The organism is Bacillus cereus group sp. BfR-BA-01350 (assembly GCF_022663775.1).
In the GTDB taxonomy this organism is placed as follows: Bacteria; Bacillota; Bacilli; order Bacillales; family Bacillaceae_G; genus Bacillus_A; species Bacillus_A paranthracis.
Window position 1 is genome coordinate 539,779 of the sequence record NZ_JAKUGD010000001.1, and the last position, 17,927, is coordinate 557,705.

Sequence of the window (17,927 nt, forward strand, 5' to 3'; positions counted from 1 at the left end):
TAACTTATGTGGAGCTATTTTTATTTAGGGAACCACGCTTTTTTTAGTAATTTGACAACAGTTTCAATACACTCCTCTCGAATACTGCCAAAACCGAGCAATACATATGATTCCTCCCTTACATTATGAACAGAATCGTATGTCGAGAGAGGGTATAACTTAATACGTTGTTTTGCAGCTGCATGAATAAGTTCATGTTCATTCATCCCGTTATGAACGTGAAGTACAATATGAAGTCCGGATTGTTCACCGAGTATATGCACGTTATTTCCCATTTCGCTTTTAATAGATTTAATCAAAGAAATATGTTTTCTTTTATATAACGTACGACTTCGGTTAAGATGACGTTCCCAATCCCCATTTTGAATAAAGGTGGCGAAGGTAAGTTGTTGCATGGTAGAAACCGTTTGTTTAAACATACCACCAAGTTCTTTATAGACTTTTAAAAGATGAGGTGGTAAAACGATATATCCCATTCGTAAAGAAGGTAAAAAAGATTTCGAGAAAGTTCCCATATAAATAACACGTTCATTTGAATCTAGCCCTTGTAAAGAAGGAATAGGTTTTCCTATATAGCGAAATTCCCCGTCGTAATCATCTTCAATAATATAACCATTACAATCATTCGCCCATTTTAATAACTCGAGTCTTCTAGATAATGGCATAATGATTCCGAGTGGAAATTGGTGAGATGGAGTGACATATGTCACATTGGAACCGGATTCACGTAAAGCGGAAATATGAATCCCTTTATCGTCTAAAGGGATCGGGTGAACAGGAAGGCCACAACTTTGAATCATAGCAGGTATACGGTGAAATCCAGGATTTTCGATTCCGTATTCTTTTTTTGAACCAAGTAGTTGAAGGAGTAGCCAAAGAAGAGGCTGCGTACCTGCTCCAATAATAATTTGATCAGGTGAAGAATGTACCCCGCGAGCATGATATAAATACTTTGAAATATGTTCTCGTAGAACGAGCTCACCTTGTGGATCTTCTTTAGCAAATAATTCATTTTCATACTGAAATAAAGTTTCGTATAACGCTCTTTTCCAGTTTGTTATGGGAAAAGCTTTTTGATCAATAAGTCCTTGACTACAATCATAATCATATTGTTCTTTTTCTTTATTGTTAGTACTGCTTGACGCAATTTGTTGTTTCTTTTGAATGACATCAATATCTACTTCCGCAACAAAAATCCCGCGTTTCGGTTTGCTTTCTACGTAACCTTCAGCTAGTAATTGTTGATAAGCGGATTCAACTGTAATACGGCTTACAGTAAGTTGCATAGCTAAATTTCTGTGAGAAGGAAGACGTGTACCGGCACGTAGTGATCCATGAGAGATTTCTCGTTTCATATATTCGTAAATTTGTAAGTAAATAGGTGTTTTATTTTGTAACACTAATGGGATAGTCAGATCCATTTGTAGACGCTCCTTTTTATATTGGCCTTATAAAAAAGAATAGAACTGTCACTTAAACTAAGGGCAGTCGCTTTCTATAATGATGATATAACATTTAGAAAATTTTATAAATAGTAAGGAGAGAATCATAATGAATATTAAAGAAGTAGTAACAGAGGCAGATTTACATGAAGTATTTCCCGTATTACAGCAGCTGCGAACAAAACTTTCAAGAGAAGAAGCAAGTTCTTTATTTCAAAAAATGAAAGAAGAAAATTACAAACTATTTTCGCTGCGTAACGAAGAGAATGAAGTTGTTAGTCTAGCTGGTGTAGCGATTTGTACGAATTTTTATAATGAGAAACATGTTTTTGTGTATGACCTTGTAACTGCGGAAGCTCACAGATCAAAAGGGTATGGTAAGGTTCTGCTGTCATATGTAGAAAAATGGGGGAAAGAAAAAGGTTGTAGTTCTATCGTACTTACATCTGCGTTTCCAAGAATTGATGCACATCGTTTTTATGAAAGAGAAGGCTTTAATAAGGTAAGCTATTCTTTTTATAAAGCGTTATAATATTAAGTAGGTTCCATATGTACAAATATGTGGAACCTATTTTCTTTTTCAGATTTGAGCTAGGGACAGGTCTAGCGATATGATTTGTCGAATATTAGAAATTAAAAATGGAATCTTGAATTTAGAGAATGTTAGGGGCGTTTATACTTGGAAAAAATAAAGGAATTATCTATACCAAATGATGTAAGAGTCATCATTATTTCTGATATTCATGGAGAATTAGATCTTTTTAAGGAATTACTACATAAAGTTAATTTTAAAGATGAGGATTACTTAATTATTAATGGTGATCTTTGTGAGAAAGGAAGAAATAGTATTGGCGTCGTAAACTATGTCATGAATATTGTAAAGAACAATTCAAATGTTCATGTTGTTGAAGGGAATTGTGAAGTTATAGTTGAAGCGCTTGTAAATGAAAATCCTGCTTTAATAAATTATTTGTGTACGCGAAAAAATACAATTTTTAATGAATGGCTAGCGCAATTGAATATTAACGTTCATGAAGAGAGTGATATCCGTGAATTGAAAACAAAATTAATGAGCCATTTCTCAAAAGAAATACAGTGGCTAACAGAATTACCAACAGCGATTGAAACGGAAGATTATATTTTTGTACATGCTGGCCTTGAAGATAGAGAGGATTGGAAAGAAACAGAACGAAAAAATGCGATAGCAATGCCGGAGTTTTTCAATCAATCACATAAAGCAAATAAGTATGTAGTTGTTGGTCATTGGCCTGTTGTAAACTACTCAGAGAAGGCACCGTCTAACAATCCAGTTATTGATAAGGAGAAAAAGATTATAGCAATTGACGGCGGAAATGCGATTAAAGAGGCAGGACAATTAAATACATTTATCATTCAGAGGACAAGTGCAAGTGATAAGTTTTCTTATACATATGTAGACTGTTTTCCAGAATATGAAGTAATAGCAGATTTTCATGCCGATGCAACAATGCAGGGCGGGGTTACCTATCCACATTATTACATAGAGCCTATGGAGAAGAAGCAAGATTACACAATATGCAGGCAAAGGGAAACGAATACATTACTTTATGTGAAAGATGAATATATTAGGCAACTTGATTCAGGTGAATACACAGTGAAAACGGATATATCTTGTGCGCAAATAAGCGTAAAAAAAGGGGATATTGTTTCTCTCATTGATGGTAGCTGCTCAGGATATGATTTAATTAAAAAAGATGGAGTAGAAGGCTGGATAGAGAAAGGGATTTTAGTTGAGATAGAAAAGACGAAAAAGAAAATATTTAGCTGAAATAGGAGGGATGTAACCTCCTATTTTTTTTAAGAAGTAGATTGCTTGCTATCTTTAATAAGTAAATAAATCGTACTCGGTAAAATGACAAGCGTCATTCCTAAAATAATTGTTAGTATAGCATAACCTCTATATGGAGCAGAAACGATAAATGGAAGCCCCGCTAGAAAAATACCTGCTATCATCATTGAAATACTACAAATATTTGAAGCTCTTTTTTCAAGGTGCTTATCATTCCATTCCAATGAAACGGTTGATTTACTCGTATCAATTTTGGAGCTGAAATAACCTAGTAATATAAATAAAAGCCCTAATGCTATAAATATGAAATAATCAAGAGGAAGTGAAAAGCCAAGAGCGATAAGGGCAATGACAATATCAACAAAAAATAAGAATAGTAACATTGCGTTGCTAATCAAATGGAGAAATTTCTGGTTACTCGCTGCTTTAGATAAAGCTAAAAATAAAAAGAATACGAAGGAACATATAATTATATTTACGATAACAAAAGTAGCTTTATCCATTGTTGATGTAGGCGTTCCATTGAAGTCCCATTTCGTAACAATATTTGATGGTAAGAAGAAATAGAGAATAATATTTGTTGTAACAATAGTGAGAAATAAAGTAATACTAAATCGATTATTCATTGAATCACCAGCTTTCTACATGAATAATTGGTATCTTATAACAAAATTATACAATATAATAAACGATATCTGTTTTGATTTTTCAGAAAAAACATTATAATTATATATGAAATAAAGAGGAGTGTAGGAGGAAATTATGAAAAGCGTAATCATAAAAGGGGATAGAGTAATAATTCGTACAATTGAAGAATCAGATATAAAAACATTATGGAACCTCGTATTTAAAGAAGAAAATCCAGAATGGAAAAAATGGGATGCACCGTATTTTCCATTTTCGATGCAACAATACTCAGCCTATAAGGAAAAGATGCAAACTCGTTTAAAAGAAGAACCGCTATCCAATTTAATTATAGAACATAACGGTCAAGTTATAGGGACGGTCGGATTTTATTGGGAGTATAAACCGACGCGTTGGTTGGAGATGGGAATTGTCATTTATAATCCGGCTTACTGGAATGGCGGCTACGGTACAGAAGCGTTAACGTTATATCGGGATTTACTATTTGAAAAGATGGAGATTGGTAGAGTAGGGCTCACGACTTGGTCTGGTAATGAACGAATGATGAAAGTGGCGGAGAAAATAGGAATGAGCTTAGAAGGTAGAATGCGAAAATGCCGTTATTATAACGGAACGTACTATGACTCTATTCGAATGGGAATGATTCGTGAAGAATGGGAAGCGCTATGTGTAACAAAGGGGTGAAGGGATATGTACGCTATTATTGCTACATTTGATCGTGTATTTACTAATAAAATTACAGAATTGCAAAATGAATTAACAAATATCATTGGCACAGATCAATTAGCCGGAGGAGAACCCCATATTACGTTAGCTGATTATAATGAGTTAAATGTTCATTTGTATAAGGAGAAATTAGGGGAGTTTGTAGTTATGCAAAAAAATACGGACCCAGTGACTTTTCCTTCTGTTGGAATTTTTCCTACTAACGGAACAGTCTTTCTAGCACCGACTGTTACTGATACATTGTTAAATTTTCATCATTCTTATCATGATTATTTTAACAATTTTCATGACAACCCAAATTCATATTACGTACCGGGAAAGTGGGTTCCGCATTGTACGATTGCAAATAGATTACATACAAATCAGTTTTTACGTGTAATGGAATATATTTATGAAAAATTTGATCATGCAACAGCTTCAATTGAGAAATTAAAATTAATTAAGGTAAATTATGAAAATGGTTCTGCCATTTCTTCTAGTATATTAGCAGAATATAATTTAAAGAGAATGGAGACATCGAGATGACATATGTAATTAGAGAAATGAAGCAAGAAGATATTCATGCTGTACAATCAGTAGCGAAAATAGCTTGGCATGATACATACAAAGGCATTATTCCGAGAGAGATTCAAGACAGTTTTTTAGACGAGGCTTATTCTGATGAAAAAATGAAATATCGTCTTGAGAATACACATTTATTCGTTGCAGAAGAAGAGGGAGAAGTAATTGGCTTTGCAAATTTTTCACCTGTTAGGCTGCAAAACGAAGCAGAATTAGGAGCAATTTATTTGTTACCAGATCAACAAGGGAAAGGGATAGGAAGTGCTTTATTACAAAAAGGGTTAACAGTATTAAAAGGAATTCGGAAACTATACATTCATGTAGAAGCAGCGAATGAAAAAGGAAAACGTTTTTATGAAGCGAAAGGTTTTGCACAATTAGAAGAATTTGAAGAAGATTTTGAAGGACATATGATGCAGACAGTAAGGATGGTTTTATACATATAAGGAGGACTAGAAGTGAAAATCTTTGATTTTAGTGAAAAAGTAGGAAAGCAAATTACAGCATTTCAATCTAATTTCATAATGTCGAAAATAGTAAACCATCAAGAGAATATACATATCGGTGCTATGCATTTAAAAGAGAATGGAATAATTGGATATCATGAAGCAGTTGTATCGCAACTGCTTCTTATTGTGGACGGAGAAGGATATGTATGCGGGGCAAATAAAGAAAAAGTGAAGGTGGAAGCGGGACAAGCTGTGTTTTGGGAGAAGGGTGAATTTCATGAAACGAGTACAGAAAAGGGATTGATGGCAATTGTTATGGAAGCGGAGGATCTTGAACGAGCGATATTAATGCCTATTAAAGAGGAGAGTTGTAAAAAATGATAGAAAAGGCAAATCGGGAAGAAACGGACGAAATAATACAATATGCAGCTCAATCGCTTTTTGAAGGTACGAGGGGAAATTGTCGTTTAAATACAGAGAAAGCGATTGAAATTACAAGGCCGATTGTAGAAAAGGGAGCGTATTATTTAGTCGTTAAAGAAGAAAACGTTGTAATGGGTTGGATATTAATAGGGGAAAATAAGGACTATTTTTCTCATGAAAAACTAGGGTTTATATACGAATTGTATGTTTTTCCAGAGTACCGCGGGAAAGGATTGTCAAGAAAGTTAATGGAGGCTGGTATTAAGGAATTACAAAAGAATTATTCAGAAATTCGTTTGAATGTATTTGCTGGAAATTTTGCAAAAGAGATGTACGAACAGTTTGGTTTTGTTGAAAGACAGGTCATTATGACTTTGAAGTGAGAATAATAGTTTGAACGGGAGAAGCGAAAGCATGAGAAAAGAAAATGAGTATGTTGCGTATTTAAAAAGGTTGTATCCTGAATTGCAAATAAACTCTGTCTATATAAATGAAATAGGTCAAAATAATGATAAGAAAGCTTTTGAAGCTGGAATAGCACAATATGTATAAAAGCCGATTTAAAATCGGCTTTTAATTATCGATACATCGTCCACATTCCAATGTCTTTAAAACCTAATCGTTTATAAATTCGTCCAGCAGTTGGATTGTTATAAAACAGGCAAAGTGTTCGGCTTTCTTTCGTAAAGTCTTGAATCATTTTTTGTAATATGAGTGAAGCAAATCCATTTCCGCGGTAATTCGGGTGTGTACATACGCCAACAACCATTGCAGATAATGAATTTTCAGCGGAAGTAGAGGCGGATGCGATGATTGCACCGTCTTTTTCAATGTAATATGTACGTCCTGTATTTGTTTCGAGAGCTTGCCTTAAAATTTTTTCTGATTCATGAGCAGTCGGGAATTCATCGATGCTACTTCTTAATTGCATAATTCGCTCTACATCATCTAGTGTGGCAAGTTTAATTGTTTCTTGGGCAGGCGTACTAGGCAAGTTGTCGGCATCTATACATTCGCAAAAATACATTTCATTTTTGGAGCCTAATTGTAGACTGGAAGCAGTTTCAAACCTTTCTACAATAGTTGACTTACCAGAGAGTTTAAGCGGCTTATATGCGGAAAGAATTGTCTCATAATCAGTGGTAACAAGTTCTTCTTTACTATAGGGTATAAATGAATCGTGGAATCGGAGTAGAATTGATTTTAATGTTCCATTCTCTTTAAATACGCCCCATAATTCTTGAAAATCTGTGTCATAACCGAAAGCTTCAATATCTCCAATAATAAACAAGTTAAGGGCTGCTTCTTCTTTTAGGTAAGCGAATACTTGTTCATGATCTTTCTTTGTTAATTTTCGCATCATAACGAATCGACCTCTTTTTTTATTTTTCTAAATATTACAACTTAATTTTTTTGAAAGCAATATAAAATTTTATGTTTAGTTCACAAACTTTCGGAAAAACTAGGAAAGATATGACAAAGGAGGTTATGAACGGTGGATCATCCAATTCAAGGATTAATGAAAGCGGCAATGGAAAATTTAAAAGAAATGGTCGATGTAAATACGATTGTTGGAGAGCCTGTTCAAACGGCTGACGGTGGTGTAGTGTTAACGGTTTCTAAAGTAGCGTTCGGTTTTGGAGCAGGAGGTTCTGATTTCCAAACGAATGATGGACAAAGAGCGAACGGTAACCCTGCATTTGGTGGCGGTAGCGCGGGTGGTGTTTCTATTACACCAGTAGCATTTCTTGTGGTGAATAAAGATGGAGTAAATATTCTTCATTTGCAAAATGCGACACATTTAGCAGAGAAAATGATTGAATTAGCTCCACAAACAATTGATAAAATTCAATCGATGTTCCAAAAAGATGAAAAGAAAGAGGGAAATCATCATCCTCAAAACCCAGATGAAATCCTTTAAAAACGCCTGCTTACGAGCAGGTGTTTTTTCTTGTAATCACTGTGTAATAAAACACATGAAATTGTAAATAGTTTTTGAAGTTTTTTCTATGTTTCTAAAATTTTTCATGTTAAAATATGCTATAGAATTGAAACATATAAAACGAAGGTGGCTAGGTGCTTTGTCTGGAGGATCTGACCAAGTAAAGAATATGATATATATTAATGGTAATCGTCGGGGTCATTGTTTTATTACATCAGGAATTACGTTTAAAGAGTTTGCAAGTAACATCCCTTCACCGCTTCATCAAGTGTTGCTTTTAAAGCATAACTTTGAATGGACAGATTTTCATTATCATACTTTATTTGAATATGTTGAGGAAGAAAATATACATAAGTTAATTCAAGCAGAGATTGATGAATTTGATGAATTTTGTTGGGTAGATTTTGATGATGCAAGCGATTTAGATGAACTAGAGCCAAAAGAAATTGCAGAGCTTTTATATTTGGCTCACAAAAAAGAACCACTTGCAAGAACGTTCTTTCCGTTATTGAAAAATAGATTTGTTTATTTTTCACATGATGACGGATGGTACAACAAAGTGTATTATCGTAGAATTGCAGACTTTGTAGGGATGTTAAGTAAAGTCATTCCTTATAAACTCGGTGCTTTCGGTAAGAAACGTTTTTCTTTCTTCCAAAAATCAAAAATTTTCCCAGCAATTTCAAAAGAAGTGATTATGGGGCTTATTCCATTAATGGAAGATGGTCTTTATATTGATCTGGCAGGGAAAATTGAGTCAAGAAGGGGTCTTGAAATTCCAGTTTATGTAGTCGGTTCGTATGAAAGTACGGATGAGGTACTAGATAATATCGATGAATTGAAAGAAGAAGCAACAGAGACTGGTTGGCTTATTTTTGATAAGAAAGAACAAGAGTGGCAATGGGTTGTGGACTAAGAAAACTTGGCGCATGCAGTCAAGTTTTCTTGTCTTTTGAAAGGAGTACAAATGAAGAAATATTATACAATTGTGGGTATTGTAAGTATTATTCTTGTGGCAATTTTACTTATCACTTGTCCGAAAGAATCAGATTTTAAATTGTATCTAGAAGATAAGTATGCATTGAAATGTGACGAGGGTAGTTTTGAATGCACACAAAATGTAGATGGTAAAAAAGAAAAACTAAAATTTGAAAGTACAGATGCACGAAATGGTGTATTCTTTATGACTGTAAAGCAAACATTTAAAACAGAAGCTGATGTTACGAGAGAATATAGCGGGGTAGGAATGTTTGGTACATTTCTTTTTGTTTCAGAGAAGACTTTCTAGTAATAGAAGGTCTTTTTCTTATGCTTATGTTCATATAGATGAAGTAAGACAAGCATAGGAGGGGTATTGATGAAAAAGGAATGTATTGTTTGTGGCGGTGAGGAGTTTTTCTCTTCTACATTATACGCACGTACGAAACAAGATTGGGCATATGCACCAAATATGTATCGATTTGAAAAGGTGTTTATTGAGCATCGGGATGAAGAAAATTATCCAGTGTTTCAAGAAATTACAGCGAAACATTGTTGTGGATGCGGTCATATTATGTTGTATCACGAATGAACACACCAAGTATAACTTGGTGTGTTTTTTTAAAACGCTGACAAAGCAAGCGGATAAAGTAAAGTAAATAAAACAGAAAAACTACCAAAACCAATTGCTGTATATCCAAGTGTTCTTGCTCCAAAATTGACAGCTAATAAGCCAACTAAAATCGCAAGAGAACCGAGTGTAACTGGATAAAAAGCAATGGAGAAAAGCGAAAGAAATAAAGCGACATAGCCTATCATTGCACCGGTATTTGTACCTTCTATTTCATTTGCAATTTCTTTACGTTTATGTCTAATTGGAATGCCAGCTGGTGATATTTCAGCTGCATACTCTTCGTTTTTTTCACCACTTTTAAAATGATGATTTCTCTTTCTTCGCATGTACATCCCTCTCTTTCAATTGGGTGTACTTATATTATCTTTCATAAAGAGAAGAACATGAGTATGAGTTAAACCCAAGTAAAGCAAAAATTGGAGAATAAAGATTCCTTTATTAGCATGTACATTTCCTAATGAAGATAAAACAGGAATTTTGGAAAATGATGTAGAATGAAATGAGTGATAAAGCGTGAAGGTAGGGGAATGTATGACGAAATTTAATTGGCATGAATCAGCAGAAAAGAAATGGGATAGTAGCGCAGAGTTTTGGAATCAAAATAGTCAGGAGATGTGGGACAGCGGGAGTAGGAGTACAATTATTCCGTTTTTTGAACAGTACGTAAAGAAAGAAGCCGAGGTGCTCGATGTTGGTTGTGGTGATGGATACGGTACATATAAATTAAGTCGCACGGGCTATAAAGCAGTTGGAGTGGATTTATCAGAAGTGATGATTCAAAAAGGGAAGGAGCGCGGAGAAGGACCAGATTTATCTTTTATAAAAGGAGATCTTTCTTCCTTGCCATTTGAAAATGAACAATTTGAAGCAATTATGGCAATTAATTCTTTAGAATGGACCGAGGAGCCATTACGAGCATTAAATGAGATAAAGCGTGTTCTAAAAAGTGATGGGTATGCATGTATTGCAATTTTAGGGCCGACAGCAAAGCCAAGAGAGAACAGTTATCCTCGTTTATACGGCAAAGACGTTGTATGTAATACGATGATGCCTTGGGAATTTGAACAGTTAGCAAAAGAACAAGGTTTTAAAGTTGTAGATGGTATCGGTGTATATAAGCGCGGAGTAAATGAGAAGATGTTAGGTCAACTTCCTACAGAGTTACAACAATCGTTAACGTTCTTATGGGTATTTATGTTAAAAAAGCATAAAGAAATGAAAGAATTTTTAGGAGGTAAATAAGTGCAGAAAATACAAAAAACTGATACAATATCATCAGAACCAATTAAAGGGGGACTAGGGTATATGACAACTACTACAACAGTTAAATCCGATATTGAAATCGCACAAGAAGCGAGTATGAAAAAGATTCAAGAAATTGCAGCTGATTTAAATATTTTAGAAGATGAATTAGAGCCATACGGGCATTATAAAGGTAAGTTATCTCTTGATATTTTTAAGCGCTTACAGAATGAGAAAGACGGTAAAGTTGTTTTAGTAACAGCGATTAACCCAACTCCAGCTGGAGAAGGTAAATCAACAGTAACAGTTGGTTTAGGTCAAGCTTTTAATAAAATTGGTAAGAAAACAGTAATTGCACTTCGCGAACCATCTCTTGGACCAACGATGGGGCTAAAAGGCGGAGCAGCAGGTGGTGGTTTTTCACAGGTTGTACCTATGGAAGACATTAACCTTCACTTTACTGGAGATATCCATGCGATCACAACTGCTAATAATGCGTTAGCCGCGTTTATTGATAATCATATCCAACAAGGAAATACACTTGGAATTGATACGCGTAAAATCGTTTGGAAACGTTGTGTTGACTTAAATGATCGTGCCCTTCGTAACGTAGTAATTGGTCTTGGTGGACCGGTTCAAGGTGTACCGCGTGAAGACGGTTTTGATATTACAGTAGCATCTGAAATTATGGCCGTATTCTGCCTTGCGACAGATATTCAAGATTTAAAAGCACGTCTATCACGCATCGTAGTTGCTTATAATTTTGCAAATCAACCTGTAACGGTTAAAGATTTAGGTGTAGAAGGTGCGTTAACATTATTATTAAAAGATGCATTAAAGCCAAACTTAGTGCAAACGTTAGAAAATACACCAGCTATCATTCATGGCGGACCATTTGCGAATATCGCTCATGGTTGTAACAGTGTTATCGCTACAACAATGGCAGCAAAATTAGGTGATTATGTTATTACAGAAGCTGGATTTGGTGCAGATTTAGGTGCTGAGAAGTTTTTAGATATTAAAGCTCGTGCAGCTGGTATTAAACCAGAAGCAGTTGTTATTGTTGCGACGATTCGTGCGCTTAAAATGCATGGTGGCGTAGCAAAAGATCAATTAAAAGAAGAAAATGTAGATGCATTAGCAAAAGGTATGGAGAACTTACAGAAGCACGTTGAAACAATTCAAAGCTTCGGTGTGCCTTTCGTAATTGCAATTAATAAATTCATTACAGATACAGATGCAGAAGTTGCATACTTACAAGAATGGTGTAATGAGCGTGGCTATGCGGTATCCTTAACAGAAGTTTGGGAGAAAGGTGGCCAAGGCGGAGTTGACCTTGCTGAAAAAGTGTTAAAAGAAATTGAAAAAGGTGAAAACAACTACGCACCACTTTATGAATTAGAATTACCATTAGAAGAGAAAATTCGTACAATTGCTCAAAAAGTGTATGGCGCAAAAGACATTGAATTTGCTCCGAAAGCACGTAAGCAATTAGCTCAATATGAAGGCGAAGGTTGGAGTAACCTACCAATTTGTATGGCGAAAACACAATACTCTCTTTCTGACGATGCAACGAAATTAGGTCGTCCATCTGACTTTATCGTTACAATTCGTGAGCTAAAACCATCTATTGGTGCAGGCTTTATCGTTGCGTTAACAGGAACAATGTTAACAATGCCAGGCCTTCCAAAACAACCAGCAGCACTACAAATGGATGTAAATGAAGATGGAAAAGCAGTAGGTTTATTCTAAAAGGTTGTAATTCATCTCGTTTATCTGTAAACTATATATACATCAAGTGGCGCCTTTCCATCGAAAGGCGCCTGTTTTTTGGAGGGAATTATGTTTGATCCAACTGCTTTTGATAATTTAAAAGTAATCGTAGAAGGCGCTGTATATGATTTTGATTTACATGGAGATATTCTTGTAACAGATCGAAAAGATATGATGGACCTTGCTTCATTAAGTCGTATATATCATATTTCATTTCAGTTAACAGAAGCATTCGAACCGTTAGTAGAGGCAACATTTTCACTATCTGTAGATGCAAAGAACTTGTCTGGTGAAATATTAGAAGTACCACAATTTACACCAGGATGCGAAATGAAGTTAGCATTTTCATTCCCGATAGAAAAACCAGAAGTAATGTGCGAAGAAATTGAAACTTTCATGCATTCTATATGGGGAAAAGAAAGAATGATTACGCAAAAACTTTCATACGAATATAATAAGCAAGCGATTTCATATCATAATAAGGTAGAGGTTCTATTTCAAAAAGCGATTACAGAAGACCATGTTGATGATTTAATAGCTGTTATTTCACACATGATAGAAACGGTGCGAACAATACAACATTTTCTTCAAAAATAGAGATAAAGGAGAAAAACAAATGATAAAAGATATGCAACCATTTTTACAACAAGCTTGGGAGAAGGCTGGTTTTAAGGAGTTAACTGAAATTCAAAAACAAGCGATTCCAACTATTTTAGAAGGACAAGACGTTATAGCTGAATCTCCAACTGGAACAGGAAAAACATTAGCGTACTTATTACCCCTTTTACATAAAATCAATCCTGAAGTAAAACAGCCACAAGTTGTTGTTTTAGCGCCAACACGTGAACTTGTCATGCAAATTCATGAAGAGGTTCAAAAGTTTACAGCAGGAACTGAAATTTCAGGTGCATCTTTAATTGGTGGTGCAGATATTAAGCGCCAAGTAGAAAAATTAAAGAAACACCCAAGAGTGATTGTCGGTTCACCGGGACGTATTTTAGAATTAATTCGTATGAAAAAGCTAAAAATGCATGAAGTGAAAACAATTGTATTTGATGAGTTTGATCAAATTGTAAAACAAAAGATGATGGGCGCTGTACAAGATGTAATTAAATCTACGATGCGCGATCGTCAATTAGTATTCTTCTCGGCTACAATGACAAAAGCTGCAGAAGATGCGGCACGTGATTTAGCAGTTGAACCACAATTAGTACGTGTAACACGAGCAGAGTCAAAAAGCTTAGTTGAGCATACGTATATCATTTGTGAGCGACGCGAGAAAAATGATTACGTAAGAAGAATTATGCATATGGGCGATGTAAAAGCAGTTGCTTTCTTAAACGACCCATTCCGTTTAGACGAAATTACAGAGAAATTGAAATTCCGTAAAATGAAAGCAGCGGCTCTTCATGCAGAAGCAAGTAAACAAGAGCGTGAAGCGACGATGCGTGCTTTCCGCGGAGGAAAATTAGAAATTCTACTTGCTACTGATATTGCAGCACGCGGTATCGATATTGACGATTTAACACATGTAATTCACTTAGAATTACCAGACACAGTAGACCAATATATTCACCGCTCTGGACGTACTGGACGTATGGGGAAAGAAGGAACTGTTGTATCTCTTGTAACACCGCAAGAAGAGCGTAAATTACTACAATTTGCGAAAAAACTAGGTATCGTATTTACGAAGCAAGAAATGTTCAAAGGATCATTTGTAGAAACGAAACCGAAAGCACCAAAGAAAAAGAAACCAGCATTTACTGGGAAGAAAAAGCCTAGATAAATAATGTGGAAGGCGTAACTATTTGTAGTTACGTCTTTTTTGTTTGTAATCAAGTGATAAAGGGTTAAGGTTAGGAGCTAACATAGTAACAGCCCATATTGGGAAAACCCCAGATGATGAAAATAGTGAGTACTATGATAAAATGATACGTGTTTGTAATGAAATAGGGGAATTAGCATTCAGATTTGGAGGATTCTTTGCTATTGAGACGGGATCTGAAAAAGCGATAGTGTTAAAGCGATTTATAGAAAATATAAATTCAAAAGGATTAGCGGTTAACTTTGACCCAGCAAATTTAATTAGTGATGTAAATGAAAATCCGGTAGAAGGTTTATTGTTATTAAAAGATTATATAGTACAAACTCATATTAAAGATTGTACAAAAGTGAAAAGCGATAGTTCAAGTAAGTATATTGAAGTAGCAGTAGGAAATGGTGAAGTAGATTTCGATATATTCTTCAAAGTATTAGATGAAATTGGATTCAATGGATATAACATGATCGAAAGAAATGATTATTTTGACGAACTAGATGGGATGAGTCAGTCGATAAATTTTGCAAAGAAGTACATACCAACTCAAAAGGAATAATGATAGTACATGTAGAAACCTACTTAGAATATAAAAAACATTAGGGGGAAATGTAATGATCCATAAGGTCGGACAAATTATGCTGTATGTAAATAATCAAGATGAGGCAGTCAATTTTTGGACGGAAAAGGTAGGGTTTCATGTAGTTGCAGAGGAAGATAACAAACAAGGAATGAGATGGATTGAAATCGCTCCAACTAACGGTGCTGAAACGAGCATTATACTACATAATAAAGAAGTTATCTCTAAGATGAGCCCAGAATTGAATCTTGGTACACCATCTTTAATGTTCTTCTCAGAAAATCTTGATCAATTATATACAGATTTAACAAATAAAAATGTTACTGTTGGAGAAATGGTAACTATGCCTTCTGGTAAAGTGTTTAACTTTGCTGATAGTGAAGGAAATTATTTTGCGGTTATGGAAAAGAACAAATAATAATATTGCTATGTGAAAATCCCCCTCAAACATATTGAGGGGGATTAAATCATTGAAATGAATTTATCATGAGAAAGTTGTTTAATAAAAAATGTTCCTTTTTCAATAGCGGTTTCCATATAACCGACAATTTGATTAAACGTAAACACCTGTAAGTCTTCATGCAAATGTTGCTCCGGATACAACATATCTTCAAAAAGATACTTTCGAAATTCTAAAATATTTTCTTTAGAAACCTCTTCAATATCCACAATGTGAGCCTCTTGATTGAGAAGAGAGAAGAGCTGTTGTTCTTTATCGTAATGATGAAGCAATTTTGCATTTAACAATTTAAAATCGTTATAGTACATAGGTGCGATTGTTTCATCATTTTCTATTCTATTTTTTAGCCAAGGTAGAAAAAAACCACTTAGCCAATTATCATCGGCAATGAGATGGGTGTAATAGCCTAAGAGAAAAGGGGAATTCATATGAACTTTATATTTTTGAAAAAAAGAATTGAAATCTATCCTTCGCGTATAGTTTTTCGTCGTGCCTGCGTAAAAATGTGAAGTTCCTTTTTCTTCTGCTGAATGAACCGCATCAGGGGCTACATCTCCAAGTATGAAAGAAGTTTTATCTTGAATACATAATTTCTCGGCAATACCGTTAGCGATAATAGCATGCATAATTCGTGATCCCATGAATGACACCTCGGTTTCAAGTATTCATTTCAGGAAGAGGACTGAACAGTTAGTATTACTTTCCCTGTACTTTTTCTACTTTCGACCCATTCATGTGCTTTCCCTGCATCTTGAAGTGGAAAAGATTTCGTAGCCCTGATTTGCAAACGTCCGTCACGCAAATAACGGAATACTTCATTTGCAGTTTCTTGGAGTAGTTCAGGACGTTTTTTTCGTGTAGTTCCAAAGCTAAAACCGAGTATAGAGCGGCAACTTGCATGTAAATCTTTCGTTTGGAAATTGCCAATTTCACCACTTGCATTACCGAAATGAATGAGGCGGCCGTAATAAGCAAGACATTTTAAACTTCTTTCCGAAACCGTTCCAGAAATAGAGTCTAAAATTACATCAACCCCTTCACCATTTGTCAGCTCATTGACTTTCTCTACAAAATCTTCATCTTGATGACCAATTACATAATCAGCACCGGCATCTAAAGCAATTTCTTTTTTTGCTTCACTTCCGACAGTACCGATAACTTTTCCCGCCCCTAATAGTTTTGCAAGTTGAATAGCAGTAGTGCCAATTCCACCAGCCGCCGCATGAATGAGTACAGATTCACCTTGTTGAATCCTTGCTACATTTGCGAGTAAATTATAGCTTGTGAAAGATACGATAGGGCATGCTGCTGCAGTTTGAAAATCGACTTCATCAGGTAATGCGAAAGTAAGATTTTCATTTGCAACAGCATATTCAGCGTAAGATCCATTTTGAGGAAAAGCAATGACACGTTGTCCAGGATAAATATTTTTCACATGAGAACCGACACGTTCTACAATACCAGCGGCATCTATCCCTGGAATAAAAGGTAGTGCTTTAGTTCCTTTTTTGCCATAACGTGATTTAATATCAGCGAAATTTACACTCGTAGCAACAACACGAATTAAAACTTGATCTTCTGAAATAGCCGGTATATCCACATCTGTATATTTCATCACTTCAGGACCACCGAACGATGTTACAATGATAGCTTTCATTATTTATCCCCCTAAATTTGACTATATAAATCATTTTAAATCTTTATCAGGAATTGGAAAATTATATAATAGTTATGCAAGGTTATAAGTGAAGCTTATGAACGTATTGAATCATTATATTAATTTATATAAAAAACTTTTAAAAAAATCGAACGAAATATAGATTACTTGCCAATATAAAGTGTAAGACAAAGGAGGGGTGGTATATGAAGGATGAAACAGTGTATACAGATTTGATCCAATTAACTTTATCAGGAAATAAAGAAGCGTATAGCGAATTATATGATGTAACGATTCACGAAGTATATAAGACAGCACATTTTTTAATAGATGATAAAGCGGATGTAGATGATGTCGTTCAAGAAATATACATACAGCTATATGAATCGCTTCGTAAGTATGATAGCGAGAAGCCATTTCGTCCTTGGCTAATTGGACTTGTAATTAAACAAATTCACTCTTATAGAAGAAAGAGGTGGATGCGACTACGAATTATAAAAAAAGCAGAAGAGCAAAGAAAACCGGTACAAATTGATTTTTCTAACGATGTTGTAAGTAAAATATCAAATCAAAAGCTAATCGAACTTATTCATAAATTACCGTATAAATTGAAACAAGTTATTATCTTAAGATACTTACACGACTACTCTCAAGAAGAAGTAGCAGAAATATTACATATTCCAGTAGAAGAAATACCTGAGGCATATAAAGAAAGATTTATGAAAGCGGAGCAGTTTATGGAGTATGTAGACGAAAAGGTGAGATAAGTAA

24 protein-coding genes and 1 pseudogene are annotated in these 17,927 nt (G+C 34.9%); 19 read left to right on the top strand and 6 right to left on the bottom strand.

Features of this window, described 5'->3' with window-relative positions:
* Positions 1–20 precede the first annotated feature (20 nt).
* On the bottom strand, positions 21–1,421 hold the full coding sequence (pdxR, locus tag MR147_RS02735) for a MocR-like pyridoxine biosynthesis transcription factor PdxR (RefSeq protein ID WP_242303610.1): 1,401 nt from the start codon (positions 1,419–1,421) through the stop codon (positions 21–23).
* Between the two features lie 130 nt (positions 1,422–1,551).
* Between pdxR and MR147_RS02740 the strand changes: the two genes are divergently transcribed.
* Complete coding sequence (locus MR147_RS02740) at positions 1,552–1,974, top strand: GNAT family N-acetyltransferase (protein WP_074610608.1); 423 nt, start codon at positions 1,552–1,554, stop codon at positions 1,972–1,974.
* A gap of 147 nt (positions 1,975–2,121) precedes the next feature.
* Positions 2,122–3,249 carry a metallophosphoesterase gene (locus MR147_RS02745; RefSeq protein WP_242303611.1) on the top strand — a complete coding sequence of 376 codons (1,128 nt, stop codon included), beginning with the start codon at positions 2,122–2,124 and terminating at the stop codon, positions 3,247–3,249.
* A 29-nt stretch (positions 3,250–3,278) separates the two neighbouring features.
* Here the strand turns inward: MR147_RS02745 and MR147_RS02750 are convergent, their stop codons facing one another.
* Entirely contained in the window at positions 3,279–3,896 is a 618-nt protein-coding gene (locus MR147_RS02750) for a DUF1648 domain-containing protein (RefSeq protein ID WP_242303612.1), read from the bottom strand.
* Between the two features lie 136 nt (positions 3,897–4,032).
* Between MR147_RS02750 and MR147_RS02755 the strand changes: the two genes are divergently transcribed.
* From MR147_RS02755 to MR147_RS02780, 6 genes are read left to right on the top strand one after another with little or no spacing between them, the layout of a single operon-like run.
* Positions 4,033–4,599, top strand: a complete 567-nt coding sequence (locus tag MR147_RS02755; RefSeq protein WP_242303613.1) for a GNAT family N-acetyltransferase — start codon at positions 4,033–4,035, stop codon at positions 4,597–4,599.
* Between the two features lie 6 nt (positions 4,600–4,605).
* The gene (locus MR147_RS02760) at positions 4,606–5,166 is read left to right on the top strand and encodes a 2'-5' RNA ligase family protein (protein ID WP_242303614.1); all 561 of its coding nucleotides are present in this window, start codon (positions 4,606–4,608) and stop codon (positions 5,164–5,166) included.
* Entirely contained in the window at positions 5,163–5,648 is a 486-nt protein-coding gene (locus MR147_RS02765) for a GNAT family N-acetyltransferase (protein ID WP_042511410.1), read from the top strand. Before MR147_RS02760 ends, MR147_RS02765 begins: the two co-directional genes overlap by 4 nt.
* A gap of 12 nt (positions 5,649–5,660) precedes the next feature.
* Positions 5,661–6,032 carry a cupin domain-containing protein gene (locus MR147_RS02770; protein ID WP_242303615.1) on the top strand — a complete coding sequence of 124 codons (372 nt, stop codon included), beginning with the start codon at positions 5,661–5,663 and terminating at the stop codon, positions 6,030–6,032.
* A complete protein-coding gene (locus MR147_RS02775) occupies positions 6,029–6,457 on the top strand; it encodes a GNAT family N-acetyltransferase (protein WP_242303616.1) in 429 nt (142 codons plus the stop codon). Before MR147_RS02770 ends, MR147_RS02775 begins: the two co-directional genes overlap by 4 nt.
* A gap of 31 nt (positions 6,458–6,488) precedes the next feature.
* Positions 6,489–6,626, top strand: a complete 138-nt coding sequence (locus MR147_RS02780) for a kanamycin kinase (RefSeq protein ID WP_098214794.1) — start codon at positions 6,489–6,491, stop codon at positions 6,624–6,626.
* A gap of 25 nt (positions 6,627–6,651) precedes the next feature.
* Here MR147_RS02780 and MR147_RS02785 read toward each other — a convergent pair whose 3' ends face one another.
* A complete protein-coding gene (locus MR147_RS02785) occupies positions 6,652–7,437 on the bottom strand; it encodes a GNAT family N-acetyltransferase (protein ID WP_000984765.1) in 786 nt (261 codons plus the stop codon).
* A 132-nt stretch (positions 7,438–7,569) separates the two neighbouring features.
* Here MR147_RS02785 and ytfJ point away from each other — a divergent pair, with 132 nt between their 5' ends.
* The 4 genes from ytfJ to MR147_RS02805 all read left to right on the top strand — a co-directional run bounded on the left by ytfJ (position 7,570) and on the right by MR147_RS02805 (position 9,586).
* On the top strand, positions 7,570–7,995 hold the full coding sequence (gene ytfJ / locus MR147_RS02790; RefSeq protein WP_000349987.1) for a GerW family sporulation protein: 426 nt from the start codon (positions 7,570–7,572) through the stop codon (positions 7,993–7,995).
* A gap of 160 nt (positions 7,996–8,155) precedes the next feature.
* Positions 8,156–8,932, top strand: coding sequence for an oxalate:formate antiporter (locus MR147_RS02795; protein ID WP_000014090.1), 777 nt, complete (start codon positions 8,156–8,158; stop codon positions 8,930–8,932).
* A 51-nt stretch (positions 8,933–8,983) separates the two neighbouring features.
* Complete coding sequence (locus MR147_RS02800) at positions 8,984–9,304, top strand: hypothetical protein (RefSeq protein WP_076869868.1); 321 nt, start codon at positions 8,984–8,986, stop codon at positions 9,302–9,304.
* A gap of 69 nt (positions 9,305–9,373) precedes the next feature.
* On the top strand, positions 9,374–9,586 hold the full coding sequence (locus tag MR147_RS02805) for a hypothetical protein (RefSeq protein WP_000711202.1): 213 nt from the start codon (positions 9,374–9,376) through the stop codon (positions 9,584–9,586).
* 29 nt (positions 9,587–9,615) lie between these two features.
* On the opposite strand, the gene MR147_RS02810 is transcribed toward MR147_RS02805, so the two are convergent.
* A complete protein-coding gene (locus MR147_RS02810) occupies positions 9,616–9,954 on the bottom strand; it encodes a hypothetical protein (RefSeq protein WP_001253199.1) in 339 nt (112 codons plus the stop codon).
* A gap of 205 nt (positions 9,955–10,159) precedes the next feature.
* Here MR147_RS02810 and MR147_RS02815 point away from each other — a divergent pair, with 205 nt between their 5' ends.
* The 6 genes and pseudogenes from MR147_RS02815 (at position 10,160) to MR147_RS02840 (ending at position 15,457) form a co-directional block, all read left to right on the top strand.
* Positions 10,160–10,870, top strand: coding sequence for a class I SAM-dependent methyltransferase (locus tag MR147_RS02815; RefSeq protein WP_074606017.1), 711 nt, complete (start codon positions 10,160–10,162; stop codon positions 10,868–10,870).
* A gap of 63 nt (positions 10,871–10,933) precedes the next feature.
* The gene (locus MR147_RS02820; RefSeq protein ID WP_001985392.1) at positions 10,934–12,622 is read left to right on the top strand and encodes a formate--tetrahydrofolate ligase; all 1,689 of its coding nucleotides are present in this window, start codon (positions 10,934–10,936) and stop codon (positions 12,620–12,622) included.
* Between the two features lie 90 nt (positions 12,623–12,712).
* On the top strand, positions 12,713–13,240 hold the full coding sequence (locus tag MR147_RS02825; protein ID WP_242303617.1) for a hypothetical protein: 528 nt from the start codon (positions 12,713–12,715) through the stop codon (positions 13,238–13,240).
* A 19-nt stretch (positions 13,241–13,259) separates the two neighbouring features.
* Positions 13,260–14,429, top strand: coding sequence for a DEAD/DEAH box helicase (locus tag MR147_RS02830; RefSeq protein ID WP_000588613.1), 1,170 nt, complete (start codon positions 13,260–13,262; stop codon positions 14,427–14,429).
* Positions 14,430–14,481: 52 nt separating this feature from the next.
* A pseudogene (locus tag MR147_RS02835) lies at positions 14,482–15,018 on the top strand (sugar phosphate isomerase/epimerase family protein); the annotation flags it as partial.
* A 55-nt stretch (positions 15,019–15,073) separates the two neighbouring features.
* Positions 15,074–15,457 carry a VOC family protein gene (locus tag MR147_RS02840; RefSeq protein ID WP_074606021.1) on the top strand — a complete coding sequence of 128 codons (384 nt, stop codon included), beginning with the start codon at positions 15,074–15,076 and terminating at the stop codon, positions 15,455–15,457.
* A gap of 44 nt (positions 15,458–15,501) precedes the next feature.
* Here MR147_RS02840 and MR147_RS02845 read toward each other — a convergent pair whose 3' ends face one another.
* Entirely contained in the window at positions 15,502–16,140 is a 639-nt protein-coding gene (locus tag MR147_RS02845) for a hydrolase (protein ID WP_242303618.1), read from the bottom strand.
* A 29-nt stretch (positions 16,141–16,169) separates the two neighbouring features.
* Positions 16,170–17,156 carry a quinone oxidoreductase family protein gene (locus tag MR147_RS02850; protein ID WP_074606025.1) on the bottom strand — a complete coding sequence of 329 codons (987 nt, stop codon included), beginning with the start codon at positions 17,154–17,156 and terminating at the stop codon, positions 16,170–16,172.
* 206 nt (positions 17,157–17,362) lie between these two features.
* Between MR147_RS02850 and MR147_RS02855 the strand changes: the two genes are divergently transcribed.
* Positions 17,363–17,923 carry a DUF3600 domain-containing protein gene (locus MR147_RS02855; protein ID WP_074606027.1) on the top strand — a complete coding sequence of 187 codons (561 nt, stop codon included), beginning with the start codon at positions 17,363–17,365 and terminating at the stop codon, positions 17,921–17,923.
* Positions 17,924–17,927 lie beyond the last annotated feature (4 nt).